The organism is Chlorobium sp., assembly GCF_021740465.1.
Taxonomy (GTDB): Bacteria; Bacteroidota; Chlorobiia; order Chlorobiales; family Chlorobiaceae; genus Chlorobium.
The window spans coordinates 1-23904 of sequence record NZ_JAIOZR010000025.1 but is presented as its reverse complement, the minus strand read 5'-3'; the positions used below and the strand labels follow the sequence as shown (position 1 = coordinate 23904).

General features: G+C 54.5%; 27 protein-coding genes. 14 read left to right on the top strand and 13 right to left on the bottom strand.

From position 1 onward, the window contains the following. Nucleotides 1-68: 68 nt before the first annotated feature. From aroQ to K9G39_RS09945, 6 genes are all read right to left on the bottom strand, one after another. The gene (gene aroQ, locus K9G39_RS09970; protein ID WP_292004777.1) at nt 69-506 is read right to left on the bottom strand and encodes a type II 3-dehydroquinate dehydratase; all 438 of its coding nucleotides are present in this window, start codon (nt 504-506) and stop codon (nt 69-71) included. Nucleotides 507-567: 61 nt separating this feature from the next. Next, nucleotides 568-2040, bottom strand: coding sequence for an ATP-dependent protease ATPase subunit HslU (gene hslU, locus K9G39_RS09965; RefSeq protein ID WP_292004776.1), 1473 nt, complete (start codon nt 2038-2040; stop codon nt 568-570). A gap of 50 nt (nt 2041-2090) precedes the next feature. Next, nucleotides 2091-2639, bottom strand: coding sequence for an ATP-dependent protease subunit HslV (hslV, locus tag K9G39_RS09960; RefSeq protein ID WP_292004775.1), 549 nt, complete (start codon nt 2637-2639; stop codon nt 2091-2093). A 15-nt stretch (nt 2640-2654) separates the two neighbouring features. Beyond that, on the bottom strand, nt 2655-4109 hold the full coding sequence (gene rpoN, locus K9G39_RS09955) for an RNA polymerase factor sigma-54 (RefSeq protein WP_292004774.1): 1455 nt from the start codon (nt 4107-4109) through the stop codon (nt 2655-2657). Beyond that, the gene (locus tag K9G39_RS09950) at nt 4109-4681 is read right to left on the bottom strand and encodes a DUF3109 family protein (RefSeq protein ID WP_292004773.1); all 573 of its coding nucleotides are present in this window, start codon (nt 4679-4681) and stop codon (nt 4109-4111) included. Before K9G39_RS09950 ends, rpoN begins: the two co-directional genes overlap by 1 nt. Nucleotides 4682-4805: 124 nt before the next feature. Continuing rightward, nucleotides 4806-4931 (bottom strand): hypothetical protein, encoded by a 126-nt coding sequence (locus K9G39_RS09945; protein ID WP_292004772.1) that lies wholly within the window; start codon nt 4929-4931, stop codon nt 4806-4808. Between the two features lie 197 nt (nt 4932-5128). Between K9G39_RS09945 and folD the strand changes: the two genes are divergently transcribed. From folD to K9G39_RS09915, 6 genes are all read left to right on the top strand, one after another. Further along, nucleotides 5129-6019: a bifunctional methylenetetrahydrofolate dehydrogenase/methenyltetrahydrofolate cyclohydrolase FolD gene (gene folD, locus K9G39_RS09940; protein WP_292004771.1), complete on the top strand. Its 891-nt coding sequence runs from the start codon at nt 5129-5131 to the stop codon at nt 6017-6019. Nucleotides 6020-6026: 7 nt separating this feature from the next. Continuing rightward, nucleotides 6027-7400: a DNA repair protein RadA gene (gene radA / locus K9G39_RS09935; protein WP_292004770.1), complete on the top strand. Its 1374-nt coding sequence runs from the start codon at nt 6027-6029 to the stop codon at nt 7398-7400. Between the two features lie 79 nt (nt 7401-7479). Then, complete coding sequence (locus tag K9G39_RS09930) at nt 7480-7821, top strand: phage holin family protein (protein WP_292004769.1); 342 nt, start codon at nt 7480-7482, stop codon at nt 7819-7821. Nucleotides 7822-7859: 38 nt separating this feature from the next. Beyond that, on the top strand, nt 7860-8816 hold the full coding sequence (locus K9G39_RS09925; RefSeq protein ID WP_292004768.1) for a zinc-binding alcohol dehydrogenase: 957 nt from the start codon (nt 7860-7862) through the stop codon (nt 8814-8816). Between the two features lie 6 nt (nt 8817-8822). Beyond that, nucleotides 8823-10364 (top strand): ABC transporter ATP-binding protein, encoded by a 1542-nt coding sequence (locus K9G39_RS09920; RefSeq protein WP_292004767.1) that lies wholly within the window; start codon nt 8823-8825, stop codon nt 10362-10364. A gap of 17 nt (nt 10365-10381) precedes the next feature. Beyond that, on the top strand, nt 10382-11398 hold the full coding sequence (locus K9G39_RS09915) for an ABC transporter permease (protein WP_292004766.1): 1017 nt from the start codon (nt 10382-10384) through the stop codon (nt 11396-11398). Between the two features lie 3 nt (nt 11399-11401). Here the strand turns inward: K9G39_RS09915 and K9G39_RS09910 are convergent, their stop codons facing one another. Next, entirely contained in the window at nt 11402-13279 is a 1878-nt protein-coding gene (locus K9G39_RS09910) for a chloride channel protein (RefSeq protein ID WP_292004765.1), read from the bottom strand. A gap of 161 nt (nt 13280-13440) precedes the next feature. Here K9G39_RS09910 and K9G39_RS09905 point away from each other — a divergent pair, with 161 nt between their 5' ends. After that, nucleotides 13441-13746 carry a DUF2934 domain-containing protein gene (locus tag K9G39_RS09905; protein WP_292004764.1) on the top strand — a complete coding sequence of 102 codons (306 nt, stop codon included), beginning with the start codon at nt 13441-13443 and terminating at the stop codon, nt 13744-13746. A 70-nt stretch (nt 13747-13816) separates the two neighbouring features. Then, nucleotides 13817-13987 (top strand): hypothetical protein, encoded by a 171-nt coding sequence (locus K9G39_RS09900; RefSeq protein ID WP_292004763.1) that lies wholly within the window; start codon nt 13817-13819, stop codon nt 13985-13987. A 17-nt stretch (nt 13988-14004) separates the two neighbouring features. On the opposite strand, the gene K9G39_RS09895 is transcribed toward K9G39_RS09900, so the two are convergent. Both K9G39_RS09895 and K9G39_RS09890 read right to left on the bottom strand, forming a co-directional pair. Further along, on the bottom strand, nt 14005-14739 hold the full coding sequence (locus tag K9G39_RS09895; RefSeq protein WP_292004762.1) for a PASTA domain-containing protein: 735 nt from the start codon (nt 14737-14739) through the stop codon (nt 14005-14007). Between the two features lie 61 nt (nt 14740-14800). Next, nucleotides 14801-15775 (bottom strand): polyprenyl synthetase family protein, encoded by a 975-nt coding sequence (locus tag K9G39_RS09890; protein ID WP_292004761.1) that lies wholly within the window; start codon nt 15773-15775, stop codon nt 14801-14803. Between the two features lie 340 nt (nt 15776-16115). Here K9G39_RS09890 and tatC point away from each other — a divergent pair, with 340 nt between their 5' ends. Together tatC and K9G39_RS09880 are read left to right on the top strand one after the other, a co-directional pair. After that, entirely contained in the window at nt 16116-17069 is a 954-nt protein-coding gene (gene tatC / locus K9G39_RS09885) for a twin-arginine translocase subunit TatC (protein WP_292004760.1), read from the top strand. Next, complete coding sequence (locus tag K9G39_RS09880; protein WP_292004759.1) at nt 17066-18091, top strand: alpha/beta hydrolase-fold protein; 1026 nt, start codon at nt 17066-17068, stop codon at nt 18089-18091. Before tatC ends, K9G39_RS09880 begins: the two co-directional genes overlap by 4 nt. Here the strand turns inward: K9G39_RS09880 and coaE are convergent. Both coaE and K9G39_RS09870 read right to left on the bottom strand, forming a co-directional pair. Beyond that, a complete protein-coding gene (gene coaE, locus K9G39_RS09875; protein ID WP_292004758.1) occupies nt 18056-18724 on the bottom strand; it encodes a dephospho-CoA kinase in 669 nt (222 codons plus the stop codon). The genes K9G39_RS09880 and coaE overlap by 36 nt on opposite strands. Then, entirely contained in the window at nt 18721-19083 is a 363-nt protein-coding gene (locus K9G39_RS09870) for a hypothetical protein (protein ID WP_292004757.1), read from the bottom strand. Before K9G39_RS09870 ends, coaE begins: the two co-directional genes overlap by 4 nt. A 136-nt stretch (nt 19084-19219) precedes the next feature. Here K9G39_RS09870 and K9G39_RS09865 point away from each other — a divergent pair, with 136 nt between their 5' ends. Further along, nucleotides 19220-19822: a superoxide dismutase gene (locus tag K9G39_RS09865; RefSeq protein WP_292004756.1), complete on the top strand. Its 603-nt coding sequence runs from the start codon at nt 19220-19222 to the stop codon at nt 19820-19822. 186 nt (nt 19823-20008) lie between these two features. Here K9G39_RS09865 and K9G39_RS09860 read toward each other — a convergent pair whose 3' ends face one another. Then, nucleotides 20009-20869, bottom strand: coding sequence for a DUF4292 domain-containing protein (locus K9G39_RS09860; protein WP_292004755.1), 861 nt, complete (start codon nt 20867-20869; stop codon nt 20009-20011). Between the two features lie 216 nt (nt 20870-21085). Here K9G39_RS09860 and K9G39_RS09855 point away from each other — a divergent pair, with 216 nt between their 5' ends. Further along, nucleotides 21086-22267, top strand: a complete 1182-nt coding sequence (locus K9G39_RS09855) for a class I SAM-dependent rRNA methyltransferase (RefSeq protein ID WP_292004754.1) — start codon at nt 21086-21088, stop codon at nt 22265-22267. 159 nt (nt 22268-22426) lie between these two features. On the opposite strand, the gene K9G39_RS11220 is transcribed toward K9G39_RS09855, so the two are convergent. Further along, nucleotides 22427-22651, bottom strand: a complete 225-nt coding sequence (locus K9G39_RS11220) for a hypothetical protein (RefSeq protein ID WP_363319387.1) — start codon at nt 22649-22651, stop codon at nt 22427-22429. Nucleotides 22652-23164: 513 nt separating this feature from the next. Here K9G39_RS11220 and K9G39_RS11215 point away from each other — a divergent pair. Together K9G39_RS11215 and K9G39_RS11210 are read left to right on the top strand one after the other, a co-directional pair. Next, nucleotides 23165-23338 (top strand): hypothetical protein, encoded by a 174-nt coding sequence (locus K9G39_RS11215; protein ID WP_363319386.1) that lies wholly within the window; start codon nt 23165-23167, stop codon nt 23336-23338. A 48-nt stretch (nt 23339-23386) separates the two neighbouring features. Further along, nucleotides 23387-23647 (top strand): hypothetical protein, encoded by a 261-nt coding sequence (locus K9G39_RS11210; protein WP_363319385.1) that lies wholly within the window; start codon nt 23387-23389, stop codon nt 23645-23647. The last annotated feature ends 257 nt before the right edge of the window (nt 23648-23904 follow it).

Here is a 23904-nt window from a genome sequence, read left to right as displayed (position 1 = left end):
ATGAAGAAAGGAACAGGAAATCGGAAGTCAGATTCGCTGACTCCCGACTCCTGAATTCTGAATCGAGACTACTCTCTGTCCAGAATCGCCCTGACGCCAAGATGGTAGCTCCGGGCGCCAAATCCGCTGATGACACCGAGGCAGACTTCGGAGATCACCGAGGTGCGGCGAAACGCCTCGCGAGCGTAGATGTTGGAAAGGTGCACTTCCACAACCGGCAACTTCACGGCGCTGATAGCGTCGCGCAGGGCTATGGAGTAGTGGGTGAGCGCCCCGGCATTGAGCACAACTCCCCTGCAGTCGCCGCCATCCTCCGTCCGGAAGATCTTTTCGATAAGGGCGCCTTCGTCTTCCGACTGGCAGAAGTCGAAGGCCACCCCGGGAAAGCTTTCGGCGAGTTCCCGGTTGATGTCGTCGAGCGTACGGGAACCGTACACCTCGGGTTCCCGCTTGCCGAGCCGCGACAGGTTCGGACCGTTGAGTACAAGAATCGCACTGGTGCTCATAGACGTATCGGCTGAATTGAGTGAAAATCAGGGCTGTCCGGGAACGCGGACGGGGTTCCCCTTAAAGAATATACTGGCTCAGATCACGATCCGATGCAACAGCCGAAAGCTTCTCGAGCACCATGACCTTGTCGATCACCACTTTTTCGTCCGTGACGCTTTCTGGGATATTGAACATCAGCTCTTCAAGCAGGTTGGTCATGATGGTATGCAGCCTTCGGGCTCCGATGTTTTCAACGCTTTCGTTCACCTTGGCTGCGGTTTTGGCGATTTCAAGAATCGCTCCGTCGGTAAACTCCAGCTCCACACCTTCTGTGCTGAGCAGCGCCCTGTACTGCTTGATGAGCGCATTCTTCGGCTGTGTGAGGATCTTGTAAAAATCGTCCTCGGTAAGGCTCTTCAGTTCGACCCTGATGGGAAAACGGCCCTGCAACTCGGGAATGAGGTCGGAGGGTTTGGCCACGTGGAACGCGCCGGAGGCGATGAAAAGCACATGGTCGGTCTTGACGATACCATACTTGGTAGTGACGTTCGAACCTTCGACGATGGGCAGAAGATCACGCTGTACCCCTTCCCTGCTGACGTCGGGGCCCTTACCGCTGCCGGACCCTGTCGAAGGGGCTGCGATCTTGTCGATTTCGTCAATGAAGACGATGCCCGACTGTTCGACCTTGTTGATGGCATCCTTGACCACCGCGTCCATGTCGATGAGCTTCTGCACCTCCTCCTGTTCGAGAATCCTGCGAGCTTCGGCTATCGAAAGGCGGCGTTTCTTGCGCTTGCGGGGCAGGCCGCTCATGAGGTCCTGCATGATGTTGCCGATCTCCTCCATCTGTCCGAGCGGGCCGAATATCTGCATCATGCCGCCGGGATTCTCGCTGGCCGTATCCATTTCGATCTGCCGGTCTTCCATCCGGCCGCTGCGCAGCCGTTCCAGCATCTTCTCGCGGCTGCGCCGGTTTAGTGCCTCTGAAACGTCGTTCTCGTCGGCCTGCGAAATGGCGGTTCCCGGTTCGTCCTGCTCGGCCTCATCCTCGTCCTGGGAGCGAGAAGATGGCGCCGGAGGCAGCAGGATATCAAGCAGACGCTCCTCGACGAGCGCGGCGGCCTTTTCTTTCACCTCTTCGGATTTTTCACTGCGCACCATGGCCACCGACTGGTCGACCAGGTCGCGGATCATCGACTCCACGTCGCGCCCCACATAGCCGACCTCGGTGAATTTGGAGGCCTCGACCTTCACGAAGGGGGCTTTGGCGAGCTTTGCTAGCCTTCGTGCAATTTCGGTCTTGCCGACACCCGTTGGCCCGATCATGATGATGTTGTTCGGCATGATCTCCTCGCGGAGGTCGTCACCGACATGCTGGCGACGCAGCCGGTTGCGCAGAGCTATGGCCACGCTCTTCTTGGCATCTTTCTGTCCGATGATATATTTGTCGAGAAGTTCTACAATCTGGTTGGGGGTCAGGTTGTGTGCGGCAATAGCACTCTTCCCCGCTGTGATTACAGCAGCTTCGGTGTCGCTGTGAATGGTCATTGCTGATGGTTGTAAATTCTAAGGAAACGGCAAGAAACTCGGGCCGGGGCTCAGAGTTCCTCTATAACAATATGATCGTTCGTATAGATACAGATATCGGCAGCAATCTTCAAACTTTCCTCGACGATATCGCGTGCCGGAAGCGAGGTGTGCTTGAGGAGCGAGCGGGCAGCGGCAAGCGCGTACATGCTGCCGCTGCCGATAGCCACGATGCTGTCTTCCGGTTCGATGACATCACCCGTTCCTGAAATGATGAGCGCCTTGTCCTGGCTCACCACGGCGAGCATGGCTTCGAGCCTGCGGAGATACTTGTCGGTTCGCCAGTCGCGGGCCAGCTCGACGGCTGCCCGTTCGAGCCTGCCGCCGTATGCGTCGAGTTTTTCCTCGAAACGGTCGAGCAGCGTTACGGCATCGGCAGTGGCGCCGGCGAAACCGGTTATGATCCTGCCCTGGTAAAGGCTCCGTATCTTGCGTGTTGAGTGCTTGAGTACTGTATTGCCGAGCGTCATCTGCCCGTCGCTGCCGAGAGCCGCCTTGCCGTCCCGGATAACACCAAGTACCGTCGTTGAGCGTATCAAGGGTTTTGTTTGCTGACCCATAGTTGAAAACACCTGTTAAAATATTTTTTTTCTTAGCCTTGCAACTGGAATTTGCATTTGTTCACGATATTTTGCAACCGTTCTGCGGGCAATGTTGATGCCCTTTTCCGTGAGTATCCGGGTTATGACGTCGTCGCTCAGCGGCTGAAGGGACTCCTCGCCCTTCACAAGTTCGGCAATGTGCTGCCGGATGATTTTGCTCGACATGTCGTCACCCTCGTCGGTGGAAATCGAGCTGCTGAAAAAGTATTTAAGTTCGAAAACCCCGAAGCGGGTCTGTACGTATTTGCCGTTTACCGCACGGCTGATGGTGGATATGTCCAGGCCTGTATCGCCGGCGATAGCTTTCATGCCGAGCGGCAGAAGACGTTCCGGACCGGAAACAAAAAAAGCATACTGCGCCTTCATGAGCGATTCGATAACCTTCAGGAGCGTCTGACGGCGGATGGCAAGAGCCGCTGCGAAATCGTTTGCCCGCATGAGATTGAAACGAATGAACTGTTTTTCGTCCTTCGGCGCTTTGCGGTTTTTCAGAATGCCCTGATACTGCTCCGTTACCTTTATGGAGAGCGAGCTGCGGTCGTTGAGTACGGCGGTAAGCTCACCGTTTTCGTAGGTCACGATGAAATCGGGAGTAATATAGTGCCCCCCATCGTCGTGAAATACTTCAACGGGATGAGGATCGAGCGAAGTGATGAGCTGTATGGCCCCGTCGAGCTGTGTTCTGGAAATATCGAGTTTTTTCAGCAGACGGTCGTAGCGCTTATGGAGAAAATCATCGTAAAATCCGGCAAGAATCCTGCCGGCCAGAATGTAGCATGCCTGTTCGCATGAGGATTCCCTGAGCTTCAATTGCACCTGCAGCCGTTCCCTGAGGTCCCGCACACCGATCCCGGGGGGATCGAGAAGCTGAATTTTATGGAGGATTCTCTCCACCTCTTCCTCTTCGACCTCCATACCGTTCCGCTCGAGGCCGGAAAGAATAGTATCGATTTCCTCGGTAAGGTAGCCGTCCGGATCGAGATTACCGAGAATTTCGATGGCGATAAGCACCTCCCGTTCGCCGACGCCCTCATGCAGGGCGAGTTGATGGAGAAGCTGCTCATCGAAACTGTCGTGCTGAACCGCCTGAAAAAAACGCTCCTGCGGCGCATTCTCATAGGTGAAGTTCAGGCGCCCGTCGGAACTCTCCTTTGCCGGAGAAACCTGCAGCGGTTCCTTGAGGGAGCTTTTGCTGAATCGCCCGAGAGTATCGAACATGTCGTCATCCGAGATGCCGTCGTCGTCGGTCGTGATGTCCCCCGCCGTATCCTTCTGCTCACCGGAAAGCTCGAGCATGGGATTTTCCTGAAGCTCTTCGTATATCCTCTGTTCAAGGTTGATAAGCGGAAGCTGGAGTAATTGACTGCTCAGTATCTGCTGTGCGGACAGAAGGGCCTTCTGTCGCTGTTGTAGCTTGATTTCGGGCATCAGGATTTGGGAGAAGAATCAACAAATGCTTTGAGGCTGCTTACCCACCGGGTACCATAAGCCGTTTCAAGTGCCTTACTGATATAATCCACAAGTCTTGTCCGGCGTTCCCTGCCGAGCTTTCTTGCCGGACGGCACATCTGGTGCTGCTCGTAAACCAGGTGATCGAGTCCGAATTTTCTGCGTACCCTCACCGGAAAAAGCCTGCAGGAAACCGGCTTGTCGAAACCGGTAAAACCTGCGCGAAAAGCCTCCTCGACGGCACAGAGGGTAATGCCGTCACGCATGAACGTATAGACGCACTCCCTCCCCTCGATGGTTCGGGTATACTGCGTACCCTTGTAGACCTCCACTGCACCATGACGGCGGAGATAGCGGACATTCCTTTCAGGCAGCATCCGTACCAGCACTTCTGGCGCCGTCTCAAGCAATGTAGCCTCCTCGGGAGCGAGCGGCGCGCCAAGTTCACCTTCGACACAGCAGGCTCCCCTGCACTGCTGCAGGTCACAGGCAAACTCAGCCTGCAGAACCTCATGGTCGATGAGCACATTACCGATGGAAACAAGCGACATACCTGAATTGAAAGTTAGTGACCGGAAAAGAAACCGCCTGCCTTCAAAAGATATGAATATCAGGGGAAGCAAATCTAAGAAACTTTAGGCGAGTTCTAAAACCCGCAACCAGGGAAAGCCGTTCTCATGCAATGCAAAATTCATCTTTCCCCTGAAATGCCCTCAGCTCTTCGAGCTTCCGTAACGACCCTCCGGACGCAAGTGCCTGGCGCTCCATATCGGCAATGCAGGGTGAGGCGGCGGCGTTCATGCAGAAAAAGTCCGCAGCGTAGGGTTATTTTTCGTGCAGGTTGGAAAAACGGGCCGCCAACACAGATCCGCCCTGTTCTGCAAACTTCCGGCACAAGGGAAAAACAGGTTTCAGCAAAAGCCGAAGAAAGCATATCTTTCTTTCTTTGCACTCTCGATACGTTTTTTTTCAACCCTATCTTACCAGGCCAGAGCATCATGCTGATTATTGACGGAAAAAAGGTCTCCAGCGACCTGAAAAACGAACTGAAAGTCCGCGTCGACCTGCACCGTGCGGCAACAGGAAAGGTTCCGGGACTGACCGTTATCATTGTCGGAGAGGACCCGGCATCGCAGGTCTATGTGCGCAACAAGGCAAAGTCGTGCATGGAGACAGGCATGCATTCAACGGTGATAGAGATGCCGGCGTCAACCACCCAGGAAGTGCTGCTCGGTGCCATAAAAGAGCTGAACGACAACCCCGACGTGCACGGCATTCTCGTACAACAGCCCCTTCCGAAGCAGATCGACGAGTTCGCCGTAACGCTTGCCATCGATCCGGCAAAGGATGTGGACGGCTTCCATCCGGAAAATCTCGGCCGACTGGTCATGGGCCATCTCGACAAATGTTTCGTGAGCTGTACCCCCTATGGCATACTTGAGTTGCTTGGCCGCTACAACATCGAAACGAAAGGCAAGCACTGCGTCGTGGTAGGCCGCAGCAACATTGTCGGAAAACCGATGGCCAATCTCATGCTGCAGAAACTCGACGCAACAAACTGCACCGTTACCATCTGCCATTCAGCCACCAGGGACATCCCCTCCTACACCCGGCAGGCCGACATCCTCATCGCTGCCATCGGCAAGGCTGGTTTCATTACCGCCGATATGATCAAGCCCGGAGCGGTGGTGATCGATGTAGGCATCAACCGGATCGACGACCCGACAACAAAGAGCGGCAGCCGTCTGGTGGGCGATGTGGATTACGACGGCGTTTCGGCATTAGCTTCGGCCATAACTCCCGTACCGGGAGGTGTCGGCCCCATGACCATCGCCATGCTGCTGAAAAACACCCTGCAGTCGTTCGAGCGGACCAACAACCTGCAGTAGAAACACCATGGCAAAAAGCGCCGTCCGATATATCTGTACCAACTGCGGTGCGGTTTCGCTGAAATACCAGGGGAAGTGCTTCGAATGCCAGAGCTGGGGTACCCTGCAGGAATCGAGAGTGGAGCCCGAAGATAGCTGCCACGGAAGGCGCCCTTCAAAAGCTGCGGCTCCACGAACTCAGAAACTTCTCGATGTCGAACCCTCGGAATTCCGGAGGCACATGACCGGCATAGGCGAGCTCGACCGGGTGCTCGGCGGCGGGCTCATGCAGGCTTCGGCAGTGCTGGTGGGAGGAGAACCGGGCATCGGCAAATCGACCCTCATGCTGCAGCTTGCACCCCGCATGGCTCCTGCAAAGGTACTCTACATTTCCGGAGAGGAGTCGCCGAACCAGATCCGCGAACGGGCCAAACGCCTCTCCATCGCGGCGGAAAACCTCCTGCTGCTTCCCGAAGTGAATCTGGAGCGCATCATTGCCGCCATAGAGCATGAGAAGCCGGCCCTGGTGATCGTCGATTCCATCCAGACCGTCCATACGGAGGAGTACCAGAGCTCCGCCGGCACCATCACCCAGATCAGGGAGTGTGCGGCCATGCTTATCCGCAAGGCCAAGCAACTGAATGTGATCCTCATGATCATCGGCCACATCACCAAGGAGGGCGCGCTTGCCGGCCCGAAGGCGCTCGAGCATATGGTCGATACGGTGCTGCAGTTCGAAGGGGAGGGCTATCAGCGATACCGGATCATCCGGTCGGTGAAGAACCGCTTCGGCTCGACCAACGAGATCGGGGTTTTCCGTATGGAGGAGAACGGTCTGGAGGAGGTTGCCAACCCTTCCGAATTCTTTATTTCCGGACGGATGAGCGACGTTCCGGGCAACTCCATTCTGGCAGGCATCGAGGGATCGAGAGCGCTCTTGGTGGAGGTGCAGGCGCTGGTGTCGAAAACCGGCTACGCCATGCCGCAGCGCATCAGCACCGGCTTCGACCTGAAGCGCATGTCGATCATTCTTGCCGTGCTTGAAAAACGGCTCGGCATGCAGACCTGGGGACAGGATGTGTTCGTCAAGATCACCGGAGGCCTGAAGCTCGTCGAGCCGGCGGCCGATCTGGCCGTTGCCGCGGCTATAGCCTCGGGGCTTGCCAACCTGCCGGTAGAGGCTTCGACAGTCTGCTGCGGTGAAATCGGCCTGTCCGGAGAACTCAGGGCTGTCAGCGACAGCGAACGCCGCATCCGCGAAGCCGCGCATCTCGGGTTCCGGCGCATAGTGCTGCCCGAAGCCAACACCCGCGAACTGAAGCCCTCTCTGAAAAAGCTGCACATCGCCATATCCGGCAGCAGGAACCTTCAGGATGCGCTCTCCCATCTCGGCATAGGGTGAGCCTCCCTTCGAGGGTTTTCGTTTTCGGCACCTTCTTTCTTAAATTGAAAGACATGAAAACCTTAATCCGGAGAATACCATGATCAGGATCGCACTGCTGTGGCTCATCAACGCTCTTGCCGTCTATGCTACGGCGCACCTTCTCGTCGGCATTCATGTCAGAAATTTCGGTGCTGCCATTGTGGTAGCACTGGTGCTCGGCTTCGTCAATGCCGTGCTGAAACCGGTCATGATATTTCTTTCCATTCCGTTCATCATCGTAACACTGGGACTCTTTCTCCTGGTCATCAATGCCCTGATGCTGCAGCTTTCCGCAGCTCTTGTCGACGGTTTTTCCGTTGACGGGTTCTGGTGGGCGGTTGCCGGATCGCTGGTAATCAGCTTTATCTCCTGGTCGCTGAGCTCCCTTTTGACACTCTGAACACCCATTTTTTCCTGAAGTAACCACCCGGAACATCCATGAAGGGCGAAGCAAAAGCCATCGTGCTGCCGAAAGCAAGCAAACTGAAACTGCAGAACGCACCCTACAATGCCGGAAATCCCGGCGATGTGCTGATAAGAACCATTGCCAGCACCATCACTCCCGGCCTCGACCGGCTGCTCCTGACCAACAAACCGGTATCCCACAGGGTGCTCGAATATCCGCTCATTCCGGGAAGCGAATCGATAGGCCAGGTCATTGAAGCCGGACCGGAAGCCCGCGATGTAAAACCGGGCGATTTCGTCTATGTCTTCAAGGGCGACCGGTGGACCGGCATGGAATGCTACTACGGGTGCCATGCTGAGCTTATCCCGACCTCTTCGGAAAACGTTCTGCCACTGGGCCGTCCACCCATTCACCGCGATCTCCTTACCGGTCTGCTCGCCTATGTCATCAGCGCGATCGGGAAGGTGCCACTCGACCCGTCGATGCGAGTGCTCGTTCTCGGCCTTGGTTCGGTCGGACTGATGATTTCCGAGTACCTTCACCATAAAGGGTGCCGGCATGTCGATGCCGTCGAAACCTTCGGCATCAGGGGGCAGCTCTCCCGCGCCGAACATATAGCGCTGGACATCGGCGACTTTACCGCCAGCTTCAACGACCGGTACGACCTGGTGATCGAGACCACCGGCCGCATCCTCATGATCGAGAAGGCCATACGCCTCATGAAAGCCCAGGCCAGGGTGCTGCTCATGGGCAACTATGAAGTGATGGCATACGACTACCGGCTGATCCAGCACAAGGAACCCGTAATCGTCTCCTCCTGCATCACGACCATCAGCCATATCCGCTCGGCCTCGGCGCTGCTCGACAGCGAGGCGCTCGATACGGAAAAGTTTTTCACCAATGTCTTTCCTGTCAGCCAGTACGAACTCGCCTACCGGATCGCCCTCGACAGCAAGGAGGCTATCAAGACGGTAATCAGCTGGGTATAACAGACCATGCAAAACGCTATCCGCCTGACGGCCATCTCGAAAAATTTCGGCACCGTCAAAGCCTGCAGCAACGTGTCGCTCTCGATCCGGAGCGGCGCCATTTATGCCGTGGTGGGCGAGAACGGTGCCGGTAAGAGCACTCTGGCCAGACTCATCTACGGCATGCACCAGCCTGACGGCGGCAGCATGGAGATAAACGGTTCCCCGGTCACCTTCGCCTCTCCGGGGGATGCCATTGCGGCCGGAGTCGGCATGGTTCATCAGCACTTCATGCTTGTACCGACGCTCACCGTAACGGAAAACGTCATGCTCGGCCTTGAAAAACAGAGCCTCTTCTCTACCCTCGACCCGAAAAACAGTGCCGAAAACATCCGGCAGCTCTCCCTGAAATACGGTATGGCCGTCGATCCCCTGGCTCCGGTCTCGACCCTTTCGGTCGGCCAGGAACAGCGGGTGGAGATCCTCAAGGTGCTCTACCGGAACGCCCGGATACTCATTCTCGACGAGCCCACCGCCGTGCTTACCCCGCTGGAGACCGACCAGCTGTTCGCGGTGCTGCGCTCGCTGGCCAAAGAGGGTAAAACCATCCTGATCATCACCCACAAGCTCGACGAGGTACTTGCCCTGGCCGATACGGTCACGGTGATGAGCCGGGGTTCGGTTACAGGAACCCTGCCCTGCCAGGAGACCTCAAAAGAGGAGCTCGCCCGGATGATGGTTGGACGCAGCGTGCTGCTCAGGGTTGAAAATCCGCCGCCTTCTCCAAAAAAAACCATGCTCACGGTAGAAAACCTCGGCTACCGGACAGCCACCGGCATCGAAAAACTGGAGGGAGTAAGCTTCAGCGTCCGCGAGGGAGAGATATTCGGCATTGCCGGCGTCGAGGGCAACGGTCAGAGCGAACTGCTTTCGCTCTTGTGGGGACTCCACGATCGCAATGGACGCGTGTCGGGAAAAATCATCTTCGAGGGTTCCGACATAACCGGCAAAAACCCGGCACAAATTGCCGGTCTCGGCGTATCGCACATTCCCGAAAACCGCCTGAAACACGCCGTCATTTCGGGCTTCAGTGTTGCCGACAACATGATATTCGGACGACACCGGGAAAAGCGGTTTCACCAGGGGTTCGGATTCGACCGCCAGGCGGTGACCCGATACGCCTTGGAGCTGGGCAAAACCTACGACATCCGGTGCACCGACCTCGAAAACACTCCCCTCGGTGCCCTTTCGGGCGGCAACCAGCAGAAGGTCGTCGTGGCCAGGGAACTCGACCGACCGGGGATGAAACTCCTCATCCTCGCACAGCCTACACGGGGTGTCGATATCGGCGCAATCGAGCAGATTCACCGGAGCATCATCGGTGCCAGGGATCGCGGCGCGGCCATTCTCCTGGTATCTTCGGAACTCGATGAACTCATCGCACTCTCGACCCGGATAGGAGCTCTCTACCAGGGCTCCATCCGCCGCATCTTCACCAGGGAGGAGGTATCGGAAGGACGGAAGCGGGGACGACCATTTGAAGAGGAGCTTGGTCTCTCCATCACCTGAAACCATTCCTGCAGATAATGACAGCCAGAACTTTCCGTTATTTCATCCCGCTCCTTGCCGTTGCAGCGGCCGCCCTGTGCAGCATGGCTCTTATTGCCCTCAGTGGGCGCGACCCGTTCATGATTTTCGAAAAGCTCTTCCGGGCTACTTTCGCTTCAGGTTATGGTACCGGCCAGGTGCTTTTCAAGACAACAACGCTGATCTTCACCGGGCTTGCCGTCGCGTTGCCGTTCAAGGCCCGCCTGTTCAACATCGGCGGCGAGGGGCAACTGCAACTTGCCGCACTGGCTGCAGCAATAACCGGCGCGCTCCTGCCCTCCTCGGTTCCTCCGATCGCCGCGGTGCCGCTTGCGGCCCTTGCAGCCATGGCGGCAGGGGCCATTTGGGGCGCTTCAGCCGGCCTCCTGAAGGTACGCTTCGGGGTGAACGAGGTGATATCGACCATCATGCTGAACTTCATTGCGCAGGCAGCAGCCGGTTATCTGCTGACCCGGCGATTTGCCGAACCATCAACCGAGCACACCACCGAAATCGGCCGTGCGTCCATGCTGCCAAAGATCGACGAGCTGTCCGGCCTATTTACCGGTTCGCCGGCCAACATCACCCTGCTCCTCGCACTCGGCGCCGCACTCTGTGCAGCACTCTTCCTTTTCCGTTCACGAGGGGGCTACGAGCTGCGGGCAGTCGGGCTGCAACCTGAGGCCGCGGCCTGGGCGGGTATCAGGAGCGGTCATCATGTGACGGCCGTCATGACCGTAGCCGGTGCCGTCGCCGGACTCGGGGCGCTCAATCTCGTTTCAGGCTACAAACACTACTATGAAGCGGGACTGACCGGAGGATTCGGATTCAGCGGTATAGCCGTGGCGCTCCTGGCAGGCGCCCATCCCCTCTGGATCGTGCCTGCTGCCCTGTTTTTCGGCCTTCTCGAGTACGGCGGCCTTGCAGTCGGAGCCTATGTACCGAAGGATATTTTCATGATCATTCAGGCCCTGACCATCCTCATCGTGATTGTACTCAACGCCAGAAAGCTGTAAGCATTAGCCGGAAGAGGATTCCGTACGGTCGGCGCTGTAGATGTTCATCTGCTTGCGGTAGTAGGAAAAAGCCTCATCCTGCTTGACGATACCCAGAAGACGCCCGCTCCCGGGCTCGACTACCGCCAGAACGGTATAATCCGACAGCTCGAAGAGCTTGAGCGCCTCGTCGAGCCTTGATGAATCGTAGAGCACGGGCACGTCCTTCTTGACGACATCATCGGCGATCAGCCCGGTAAAGGGACCGTCGCCAAGCAGGATGCTCATCTCCTCGAGCCGGATCATTCCTACAAAGCGCCCGTCTTCGGTGATGACAAAAAAATTGGATTCCGGCGTATTGTGAAAAACGTCGAGAATCCTCTCGACCCTGGTGACGTCGGTAAAGCGGATGAAGTTTTTCCGCATGACGTCACGTATGCCGATGCTTCCGGCAATCGAGAGCGCAATACCGAAGCCGACCTTGACGCCCTCCTTTTCAAGCACATAGGTTTCCATGGTGTGCCGGTAGGCAAGACGCGCCACGATCGACGAAGTCACGGCGGCAAACATGATGGGCAGCACGATCTCGTATTGACCGGTAATTTCGAAAAGAATGAGAATGACGGTGATCGGTGCGCGCATGATGCCAGCTGTCAGTGCGCCCATGCCGACAAGCGCGTAAGCCCCCGAAGCGGCCGTCATGCCGGGAAAGAGCGCATTGACCACCTCTCCGAACATGCCACCGAGCATGGCGCCCATCTTCATGGCCGGAGCGAACATCCCTCCAGAACCGCCGGAACCGACGGTAAATGCTGCCACAACCGGCTTCAGGATATAGACGGCAGCCATGGTCGGCCAGGAAACGGTGCCGTTGAGAGCCCTCTCGATAACCTCGTAACTAAAACCGTAGAGTGCAGGCAGCCACATGCAGACGAGACCGCAAAGCAGTCCTCCGAGGGCGGGCATGGCCCAGACCGGAATTCTGAACTGTTTTTCGAGACGGTGGAACCACTCTTCGACTGTATAGAAAACCTTGATAAAGAGCACCGCGGACAGACCGGAAAGCACGCCGAGCACAAAATAGAGAATGAGTTCGGAGTTCGAAATCAGGCTGTACTCGCTCACCTGAAAGGTGGGAGAGGCGCCGAGATAACTTCTGGAAAGCACGGTGCCGACAACGGCGGCAATGACAATAGGGCTGAAGGTGTGCACACTGAAATCACCGAGAATGACCTCGACAGCGAACATCACCCCGCCAAGTGGAGCGTTGAACACCGAAGCTATTCCGGCAGCAGCTCCGCAACCGAGCAGCGAGCGTGTCCTGCCAGCGGTGAACTTCAGCTTCTGGGCCAACGAAGAGCCGAGCGCCGCTCCTACCTGGGCGATCGGCGCCTCCCTTCCGCCACCGCCACCGGTACCGATGCTGATAACCGAGGTGACACTCTTGTGAATCCAGTGATGGCGACCGATAATGCCGTTTTTCTGAGCCACAGCCTTGATCACCGATGCCAGACCGTGCTGCGGCCGTTCCTTGACGATAAAAGCATTGTAGAGGCCGACGAAAAGCCCGCCGACTGCCGGCAGCAGTGGCAGAAACACCATATCGTTCATGCTGGTGAAATCGGGAGCCTTTGTAAGAGCGCGGCCGGAAAACAGGAACGAGCTGAGGAACTGGATCGATTCGTGAAACACAACGGCGACGTAACCGGTAAGCAGCCCTACAAACACGGCAACAAAAAGAAAAGGGATATCCTGATTGAGATTGAGCTGTGCCTGAAAGGAGTCGAGGGTCATGCGTAAAAACTGCTGGGGGCTCCCCTTGAAAAAGCGGGTCTTGCGCAGCAGCAGATAAAGCAGAATTTTTAGGCGGCGACCCTGATCGTTATCTTTGAAGGGTTTCATAAAAGGCATTCCGATACCGGAGTGGTTCTCGTGAAGGGGGTGAAAAAGAGAAGACGCGCTTCGTCCTTACAGAAAATTATTTTGTATCTTGAAGAAAAGTTAAACCTATTGCATACTTATTTTATTTCACTCTAACAACTGGTCATCAGGACAATACGATCATGGCAAAAAAAGCAGTTGAAAAAGAAACCCCGGTCAAGCCTGCAGCTAAGAAAAGCACCGCCAAAGTAGCAAAAAATAGCGAGGAAAAGACAGCAAAACCAGCAAAAACAGAAACTCCGGAGAAAAAAGCTCCCGCCAGGAAGAAAAAAGCCTCCGAAGCGCTCGCCCCATCCCCTGTTGTCGCCGTCATCTCCAGGGAAGAGGAGGTGCGTCTTGCGGCTTACTTCAAATGGGAACAGAAAGGATGCCCGGAAGGTTCGGATCTCCAGGACTGGCTTGAAGCGGAAGATCTGATGACCGACTGAACCCGCTTATACGTTTTAAGGCAATACAGGCCATTCGGAGGAATGGCCTGTTTCTGTATCGGAAAAAACCATGAAAAACTTCATCAGTAACCTTGCCGGTTCGATCCAAATTCTATTTGCAGGACTTTGGCTGGTTATTCGCATAATACTCGAATATTTCGGATTTATCAGCGACGGCAACGACCGGACAACCGGCATCAAGGATCTTCGGGAGGAGTATAAAAAAGCCAACTACCGTTAGGGGCGCCCGGGGAACTCTCACTCTGCAACCGTAACGACCGTAAGGTCAACCGGCATGCCGGGAGAGACAAAAGCATTGGCCCCGGGTTTCTGGCTGATAACCGTGTTGGGTACAAGAATCGCTGAATATTCATAACTGATCCTGCCGGCTACCAGGCCGTTGCTCCGCATAATCTGCTGCGCTTCCGAGAGTGACATGCCAAGAACATCGGGAACCGCTATCTTGCGCAGCCCTTCAGGCGCAATCTCGAGCTTCCCCACGATGACCGAAACCGACGTACCGGCTTTCACTAACGTAAGGGCGGGAATGGACTGGCTGATAACCCTGCCGTCTTCCTCAGGATTGGCGACGGCACTAAGCTGAACATCATCGAGCACGAGATCGAGACGGGCGAGAGTCTGACGGACATCGAACTCCGGACGGCCGTAAAGATCGGGCATCTGGAAGCTGGGCTTTTCCTGGCGATTCACCACCAGGTAAACCGTTCTGCCCGGTTTTACCCGAGAGCCCGCTATGGGGGTCTGCGAGAGTACGACGTTTGAATCAATCCTGCTGAGATACTTCACGTGATAGCTTTTCCTGGCATCGAGCCCGGCTCTCCTGAGCTCCCGTTCAGCATCTTCGTAAGCCATTCGGGTCACGTCGGGAACGGTTTTCTCTTGCCCCTGCGCAATATAGAGGGGCATGAGTATCCTGTCAAAAACAACAAGAAAAGCAAGCACTGCAAGAACAATCAATCCGGCTTTCTTCATCGCACTATATAAACTATGGTTGTTTTCGGGTCTCGACTGATTATACGGAAAAAAGAGGGCATTAATGCTGCCGCCTCATGACAAAATCGACAAGATTGACAAGCGATGCTTTGGCTTCACTGTCAGGAAAGTTAGCGATCGACTCGACAGCTTTCGCAGCAAATCCCTCGGCAACCTCAGCCGCATACTCCAGACCGCCCTTCCTGGTAACAAAGGCAATTACCTCATCGCTTTTTACTGCTCTTTTTTTGGAGCTTTTCAGGATCGAACGGATCATTTTCTGTTCTCCCGCAGGTGAGTGTCGAAGGGCATAGATGAGCGGAAGGGTTATTTTCTTATCCTTGATATCGATTCCCATCTGCTTGCCGGTTTTTTTTGAGTCACCGGTATAATCCAGAAGATCATCGCGAATCTGAAAGGCAAGACCGAGATATTCTCCGTAATGCTTCATACTGTCTATCGAAGATTCGTCTTCAGTAGCACTCGTCGCCCCCATGGCACAGGATGATGCTATCAGCGATGCGGTCTTGTCGGAAATGACACTGAGATAGTCCTCTTCGGAAATGTCGAGACTGCGGGTTTTCTGAATCTGCAGAATCTCGCCTTCACTCATCCGGCGTACGGCATCCGACACCGTATGCAACGAGCTGTAGTCCTTGTGATCGAGCGAATAAAGGAGCCCTTTCGAAAGCAGGTAATCACCGATCAGCACGGAAATCTTGTTTTTCCAGATCGCGTTGATCGAGGCCAGGCCTCGCCGCATCTCCGCACCATCGACAACATCATCGTGAATAAGGGTGGCCGAATGGAGCAGTTCCACCATGATAGCCGCCCGGTAGGTAGCCTCGGTGATTCCACCGCACATTTTTGCAGAAAGCAGCACAAGGGCAGGACGAATCTGCTTGCCCTGCTGACGCAGGACATAACGGGTTACCTTGTCGACAAGCGTGTTGCTCGAATGCAGAACAGTTCTGTATTTCTGCTTGAAAATAGCGATTTCACCGGCTACGGATGCTGTAACATTCTGGATATTCACTCAGTACACAAATAATAAAAGCTTGATGGAACCAGTTACTTTGCTGCGACGGCAAAGGTATGGATAATTCCGTTGTACCGGAAACAATACCTTCTGCTCAAGAGAAGTATAACCGTACCATTTGAAATAACCAATCGTGAAGCCCTGAAAAACTTGCCTCCGGGGAACCCCGGATCCCTGGCAGTGGTGTCGGGTCGAAACCCTGGAACTGCGCCTTTTATGCACAGGGGGAAAAAAGAACTTTCTCTTGGCTACTTGCTCCTTTGTTGCTATGTTTTGTGGTTATTGAGCCCCGCCACTTGCAGGGGCATCAACATTTATAGTCATGCGCACTGCAATCATGAGCCAGGAAATCGAATCAACAAAACATCCCGAACCGGATCCGCTACCCTCCGGGGAGGGGGCCATAGGGGTTCCGGCGGAAACGACGGAAACAGAAAGCGTCGAGCTGCCGCCGGAAACGGCTCATGAACCCGACAGCGACCCCTATGCCGAGATGCCTGACGGGCTGGAGAGCACTCCTGAAGAGTCCGCAGAACAGAGCGAATCACCTGAGGCCGAAGCCGGGATGAATTTCATCGACCATCTCGAGGAGATCCGCGCGCGCCTCATCAAGGCAGGCATCGCCTTTCTTGTGATAACCTCGCTTGCCGGCATTTTCGCCGACACGCTGGTAAATGAGGTGCTTATCGGCCCACTCAAACGCAGCAGCGAAGCGATAACCCTGCAGAACCTTGTCCCCTATGGCCAGGTCTCCTTGTACCTGCAGGTGGTGTTTTTTTCCGGATTCGTGCTCTCGTTTCCCGTTATAGCCTATCAGATCTGGAAATTCGTCGAACCCGGCCTGCACGAAAAGGAGCGGAGCGCGTCGCGCTTCATCATCCTCTTCATCTCGCTCTGTTTTTTTGCGGGCATCGCATTCGGGTACTTTGTCTTTCTGCCGATCTCCCTGACATTTTTCGCCGGATTCGGAAGCTCGCTGATCAAGAACAATATCGCCGTCCAGGACTACATCAGCTTTGTGATGGGAACCCTTCTGACCACAGGACTCGTTTTCGAACTTCCCTTCATTTCCTACATCCTCTCGAAAATCGGCCTGCTGACTCCGGCGTTCATGCGATTCTATCGAAAACATGCCATCGTTACGCTCATGATCGTGGCGGCCATCGTTACCCCTTCAACCGATCTGGTAACGCAGCTCGTCATAGGCCTCCCCATGATTCTCCTTTATGAGATCAGCATCTGGATATCGACCTATGTAAACCGGAAAAACAACGAGCTGAAATACTCATGAAAACGGAAATCCCCAGACGGCCGAGGGTTGCCACAGCGATGGTGCCCGGCCTGATGCTTGCAGGAAATCCGCTCGGCGACCCGGAGGAAAGGGCCGTTCCGGTCTATCTGCCCCCCTCTTACGACGGTTCCCGACGATTTCCGGTCATCTACCTGCTCTCCGGATTCGCTTCCACGGGAGCAAGTTTCATGAACTACCGCTTCGGCAGACCGACCGTTCCGGAAATGGCCGAAAGGCTCATCGCCGAAAGCCATATGCCGGAGTGCATGATCGTCATGCCCGACTGCATGACCCGGTTCGGCGGCTCCCAGTATGTGGATTCACCGGCTACCGGCCGCTATGAGAGCTATCTCGTCAAAGAGCTTATACCCTTTATCGACAGCACCTTCGCGACACTGCCCCTGAGGGAACACCGTGCCGTAGCAGGCAAATCATCCGGGGGGTTCGGGGCGCTCCGCCTTGCCATGAAGCATCCCGGCTTTTTTTCTGCCGTGGCCTGCCACAGCGGCGACATGCACTTCGAGCTCTGCTACAAACCCAACTTCCCTCTCGCAGCCCGTATTCTGGAACGATACAAAGGAAGCATCTCCGCCTTCATCGAAGCCTACGAGTCCGCGCTGAAAAAACCGGGAAACGAATTTGCGCTGCTCGACATCATCGCCATGGCCGCCGCCTATTCGCCTGCAGGAGACAAACCCGCTCCGGAAAACATGCGGCTTCCGTTCGATCCCTACAGCTGCGAGGTCATCGAAGAGGTATGGAGGGAGTGGCTGGAATTCGACCCGCTCCGGATGATCGAACACGACGAGTGCCGAAACGGCCTCGACGCGCTCAGCCTGCTCTACCTCGACTGCGGAAGTTACGACGAATACAACCTTCAGTTCGGCCACCGGATGTTTTCGGCGAAAGCGAAACGATGCGGAATAGCCCACAGCTACGAGGAGTTCCCTGATTCGCATGGCGATACGTCATACCGTTACGAGGTTTCACTGCCCAGGCTTGCCGGAGCCATCTCGGCATGATGCGGCCTCCTGGAGAATGAATTCGTAGAGCTTTTCGGTCTGGTGCCGCAGCTCTTCCTTCGTACCCTCGTTCGGGACGACATACCCGGCTTTCTCCACGAGCTTTTCCTGCGGCCACTGCGAAGCCATCCGTTCGAGCACCTCTTCACGGCTTCCAAGCCCCTTCTCGACAGCCCGCTGCAGTCTGAGCTGCCTGTCGGCAACCACAACCACTATCAGGTCGAGATCTGCAGTTCTGCCCGTCTCGAAAAGAATAGCCGCCTCCTTTACCAGAACCCCTCTTCCCTGCCGGCGGGCCTCCTCGACCGCTGCATGAAAGGCTTCATAAACTGCGGGATGAACCAGGTTGTTCAATGCCCGAAGTTTTTCGGGACTTGAAAAAACTTCGGCGGCAACACGGCGGCGATCAAGCAACAGCGAACCACCGGATCCGGAAGAATACACATCCTGGCCGAACAGATTCCTGATACCTGCAATAATGCCGGGATCGGAGCACTGCAGATCTTTGGCCACCCTGTCGGCTTCGAACAGAGCACACCCCAGTTCCGCAAGAAAGCGGCAGACCGTCGACTTGCCGCTTCCAATCCCGCCGGTTACCCCGACCAGAAAAGGTCTTTTCAACTCTCTTTTCATGGTCTTTTCTTCCGTATATCCGTCCTGACCAGCGCAACAACCTTTTTCCACCGCTCAGGTTGCGCACGGTAGAGCTTCATGCGACGCTGAAACTCATCTCCGGTAAGGGAGTGGCGGCCGAGCATCTCGTCGAGTTCCCGTGCGGAGGGAGGAGTGAGGGCCACATCATCACTTTGGGCACTCACACCGGAACCGACGAGATAATCGCTGTAAAAGGCCGCAAACCGCCGATCGACGCCGTCGAGCGGCACGTCACGGCCAGTGCCGCAGCCGACAAGCAGGAGCAGCGGCAGCAGCAGGGAAACACAGGCATGAAGCAGGCGGAACTTCATGCCCCGGTCCATTCGTTGAACATCCATCAGAAGTCGGGATATGGCTTTTCAGATTATTTACTGCCGGCAAGAAACTATAACAGTTGATAAACAGTTTAAGCATTTTTATCGATTCCTTTATCTACTTTGCAACTCGCCTGAAACCTTAAAACAACCTCTACCCATGGCCTACCAGCAACCAGCACTTCCTTACGCAGATAACGCCCTCGAACCGCATATTTCAGCCAACACGATCGGGTTCCATTACGGCAAACATCATGCGGCCTACGTAACCAACTACAACAACCTTGTAGCCGGCACGCCATTTGACTCCATGAGCATCGAGGAGGTTATCCTCGCAACTGCCGGCGATGCCGCGAAAGCCGGCGTTTTCAATAACGGCGCACAGGCATGGAACCACTCCTTCTACTGGAACTGCCTCTCTCCGAACGGCGGCGGAAAGCCGACGGGAGAGCTTGCCGCAAAGATCGACGCGGATTTCGGAAGTTTCGAAAAGTTTGTCGAGGAGCTGAAAGCCGCCGCGGCAACCCAGTTCGGCAGCGGATGGGCCTGGCTGGTGCTCGACGCAGGAACCCTTAAAGTCGTAAAAACCGCCAATGCCCAGACTCCGCTTGCGACCGGGCAAACGCCGCTCCTCTGCGTGGACGTCTGGGAACACGCCTACTATCTCGATTACCAGAACCGGAGGCCCGATTATGTGGCGGCCACCATCCAGCACCTCCTGAACTGGGAGTTTGCAGAAGCAAACCTTCAGGCAGCGAAATAACCCGAAGCGATCATGCCATTCAGGCAAAAGGCCCGGAACACCGGGCCTTTTGCCTGAATGCTTCTCAGGACTGCATCAGATCGTTTCCCTTTTCCGGCAAACGAACAACATACACACACCGGCCCAACCTTTTTCAGTACCGGACACCGCCCACTGACTACTGACTACTGACTACTGATTCCCCACTTACATCCAGGGAAGGGAGCCCATCTCGTCGAGACTGATCACTCTTGCTTTTTCAGGTCGGACAAACCGGATCGAGAGTTTCTCGGGATTGAATGTCCGCTTGTCGTAATCGATCAGCAGCCGGTAGGTATCCCCAGCCCCGTTTCCGTCCGGGGAAAGCACCATCTCGATCTGCCGGGGGATGAGCGTCGTGCGGCTGTCGAGCCGGTATGGCTGAAAATCCCTGAAGTGGATCGACGTGGTGAGTTCACCGGGAGCGTTCCTTATGAAAAGGGCCGTCAATGTCCTGTTTTCAGGATCGATGACAACTTCCTTGCGTCCCCGATGATTGTCGAAAACGTACATCACCCTGCCGGCACCTTTTTTCACGCTACTGACCTTTTCAACGGGATCATCGATATTCACCAGCCCGAGCAACGATTCCGAAAGGAGACGGTAGCCCGAAGGCACGCCGAGAATCTTTTCAAGGTTTTCCTCGCTGTTGCGCCCGGCAAGAAGCCTGTTGCCCATCATATCGTGAACGTAGAGCGAGTCCTTTCCAAAGTAAAGGTCGGCAACCGGCCATCCGAGCAGACCGGCCGAGACGATCATTCTCGATTCGCGGTGCCGCATCAGCTGGATGTTGCAGTAGACCCGCTCTTTTTTCTTTGGAGTCCTGATGGTGACGTCGGCATAACCGTCAAGCGAACGCACGACCGGTGAGGCCTCGGCAACCTCCCGGTAGAGATCGGCAAGTTCACGGGTAAGTTCCGATGGGGTACCGGGGCGTTCGTCCCGGGTGACGGTATCCAGATCGGCGCAACCATACTGGAGCGAAACGACGCACAGGGCAAGCAAAACCGTAATAACTCTCTTCATCATGATGCAATACCTCTTTAAATGTTCACTTTTTCCATTTCCTCAGCAGGAGCAATTTCCCGTTTTGAGAATCAGCTCTTTTATCCCACATTGTTCCCGTTGTGACCGTTTCCCCCGCAACTATGGCAGAAACTGCATGCCAAACGGTTTGTAATACCGTAAATTTTTGACTTAAATGTAACAACGAGTGCCTTCAAAACCATAAGCCGTTTTTCACCCATGCATGTCATCCATCTCAAACCCAAAGAACAACGGCGTTTGCTCAAGGGACACCTCTGGGTGTTCAGCAATGAGCTGCAGAACGTTCCCGGCGATATTGCAGCCGGCGAGACCGTTCAGCTCCTCACCCACGACAAACAGCTTGTCGGCACCGGTTTTTACAATCCGCACTCCCTTATCTCGTTCCGATTGCTCTCCCGAAGCGGAGAACTGCCGGACAGGAATTTTTTCAAGAGGAAACTCACTGAAGCGCTCAGGCTGCGCGAAAAGATCTACCAGTTGGACGATACCAATGCATGGCGTCTTGTGCATGGCGAATCGGACGGCCTTCCTGGCCTTGTCGTTGAACGGTTCAACCGGGTTGTCGTCCTGCAGGCGTTCTCTTCCGGAATGGACCGTCATTTGCCTCTGATCTGTGAGGTCATCGAGGAGTTGCTTCAGCCGGAAGCGATCGTGGTACGCAACGAATCTGTGCTTCGGGAACTTGAAGGGCTGCCGCTCTACAAGGATATCGTCAAGGGCGAACGCTCCTCCACCCTGCAGACCATTCATGACGCAGGCATAAGGTATGAAGTCGATCTTTTCGAAGGACAGAAAACAGGATTTTTCCTCGATCAACGGGAAAACCGTAAAATCATCAGGTCTTTTTCCGCCGGAGCCGAAGTACTCGACGTCTTTACCAACGACGGGGGATTTGCCCTCAATGCGCTCTACGGAGGCGCTCGTTCGGCCATTATGGTAGATGTTTCGGAAGAAACCCTGAAGCGGGCAGAAAAAAATGCTGTGCTTAACGGGTTCGATAATTTCAGCCTGATCGCTGCAGACGCCTTTTCCCTGATGGGCAAAATGGTTGAGGAGAAAGAGCGCTTCGATGTTGTGATACTTGACCCTCCAAGCTTCACAAAGAGCCGGAAAAATCTGCCGACAGCCCTCAAGGCCTACAAGAGGCTCAACAAGCTCGGGCTGCAGCTGGTCAAACCAGGAGGATTTCTTGCAACCGCCTCATGTTCACACCATGTCCCGGAAGAGGATTTTCTGGCAGCCATCCATCAGGCAGCGCTTTCAGCCGGCAGGCAGCTAAGGATGATTTATAAAAACGCACAGCCGCCCGATCATCCGGTTTTGCTCTCGATGCCTGAAACCGGCTATCTCAAATTCGCCTGCTTCTATGTGACAGGATAATTGCAAAAAAACCATAAGAAAACGTTCTTTCCGAGAGCTAAACCCCATGAAAAGAGCTTCTTTGTCAACATGGGTATTACGACTCCCCCGGTTAGAATATGAGCTGCAATCAGTTGTTATTATCCGTACTGACAGCAAGTATGGGTCTCATACCTTTACTTAAAGGAACATCCATTGATCCGGCTTTGCTGAAAAACAGGAAATGCAATATCCTGTAAAAAGATGTAAGAAGCGATTATAATATGGTTTTGTTGGTAACGATGCTTGATCATCCAAGGCATGATTGAAGCGGTAAAACCATGCGTCGATGACACTTCCCTGAACAAGGTCTTGACGGAACTTCCTGATCGTTTTGCTGTCCGGAACACGATCACTGCTCTGCAATTCCAAAAATCGTTTGTAACTTGACCGGTATCAGTGAGCCTGTATTACATTGCAGCATCATGGAGGCTCTACAGGCTCCGGAGAATAAGAATTTTAAACAGCATCACCCGTTCAAACGGTGCTCTGTCCTGATTGCTCCTGTTTTGATGTTTATTGAAGACCACATTAAGGATAGGAAAAAATGTCCCGGCAGGTACGCTCTTCGAGCATGATCAGGGTATTTGAGTCTTCTGAACCGTTTAAAAATATACTGCTCGTCGAAAAAACCGGGCGGATTGATGTTTTTCAAAACTTCAGAAGCAGGATGATGGGTACTACTGCAAAACATCGGTTTCTGAAGTTTTAATAAAAAATATATCTCTCAGGAACAAATAGAGGCCCGCTTCTTAACATGACTCAAACGGAGAACGCCCATGAGAAAGCACGTTTTGCTTGCAACGCTGGCCGCTGGATTACTGATATTCCAACCCTCCGGTCAAGTTCGTGCCGAAGTTAATGTAAACATCAACGTAGGTGCACCGGGTTTTGTCATCGGTTACAATCCGGATTTCTTTTACGTGCCCAATCTGGGTTACTCCATATCATATGGAGGGCCATACGATATTATCAGCTATGGCGGATTCTACTATTTGTATTACAACGGTCTCTGGTATCGCTCAAGCCATTATCGCCACGGCAGATGGGTGATAATCGATAATCACAGGATTCCCTATAAAATCAGAAGGCATCATTGGCATGACATCAGGAGATACCGGGACGTTCATTACAGAAAGCTCCATCCACAACGGTTTAAGGATCACCGCGACAGAAATGACCGTCGTGACTGGGATCGCCGTGACAGAAATGACCGTCGTGACTGGAGAGACGACAGAAACCGCTTCAATAATCGAAATGACAGAAAATTCGATCGGCAAGATTTCAAAGGAAATCGGAAAAAGAACGATGGACGCAAAGAAGAAGAAAATCGATATGAAAACAGGGGGGGATTCGGAGTAGAAAGATAAATTAACCTGAAAAAACCGATCTTGAAATCTGCAGCGAAAAACGAAGTATCACAACAGCTGTAAAACAACAAAAGGGCTATCTGAAAAGTTAGCCCTTTCTGTTCTTCACCCAGTAGTGTCCGGTTAAAATAAGGCCATTTGCATGACGGGATCCCTCACCTTTTTGAGCGATTGTTCTTTGAGAGACAAAATATCGATCAACAGGCGATGCTCCATGAGTACAGCAGCGATCATTCGAGTCAGTTCCTG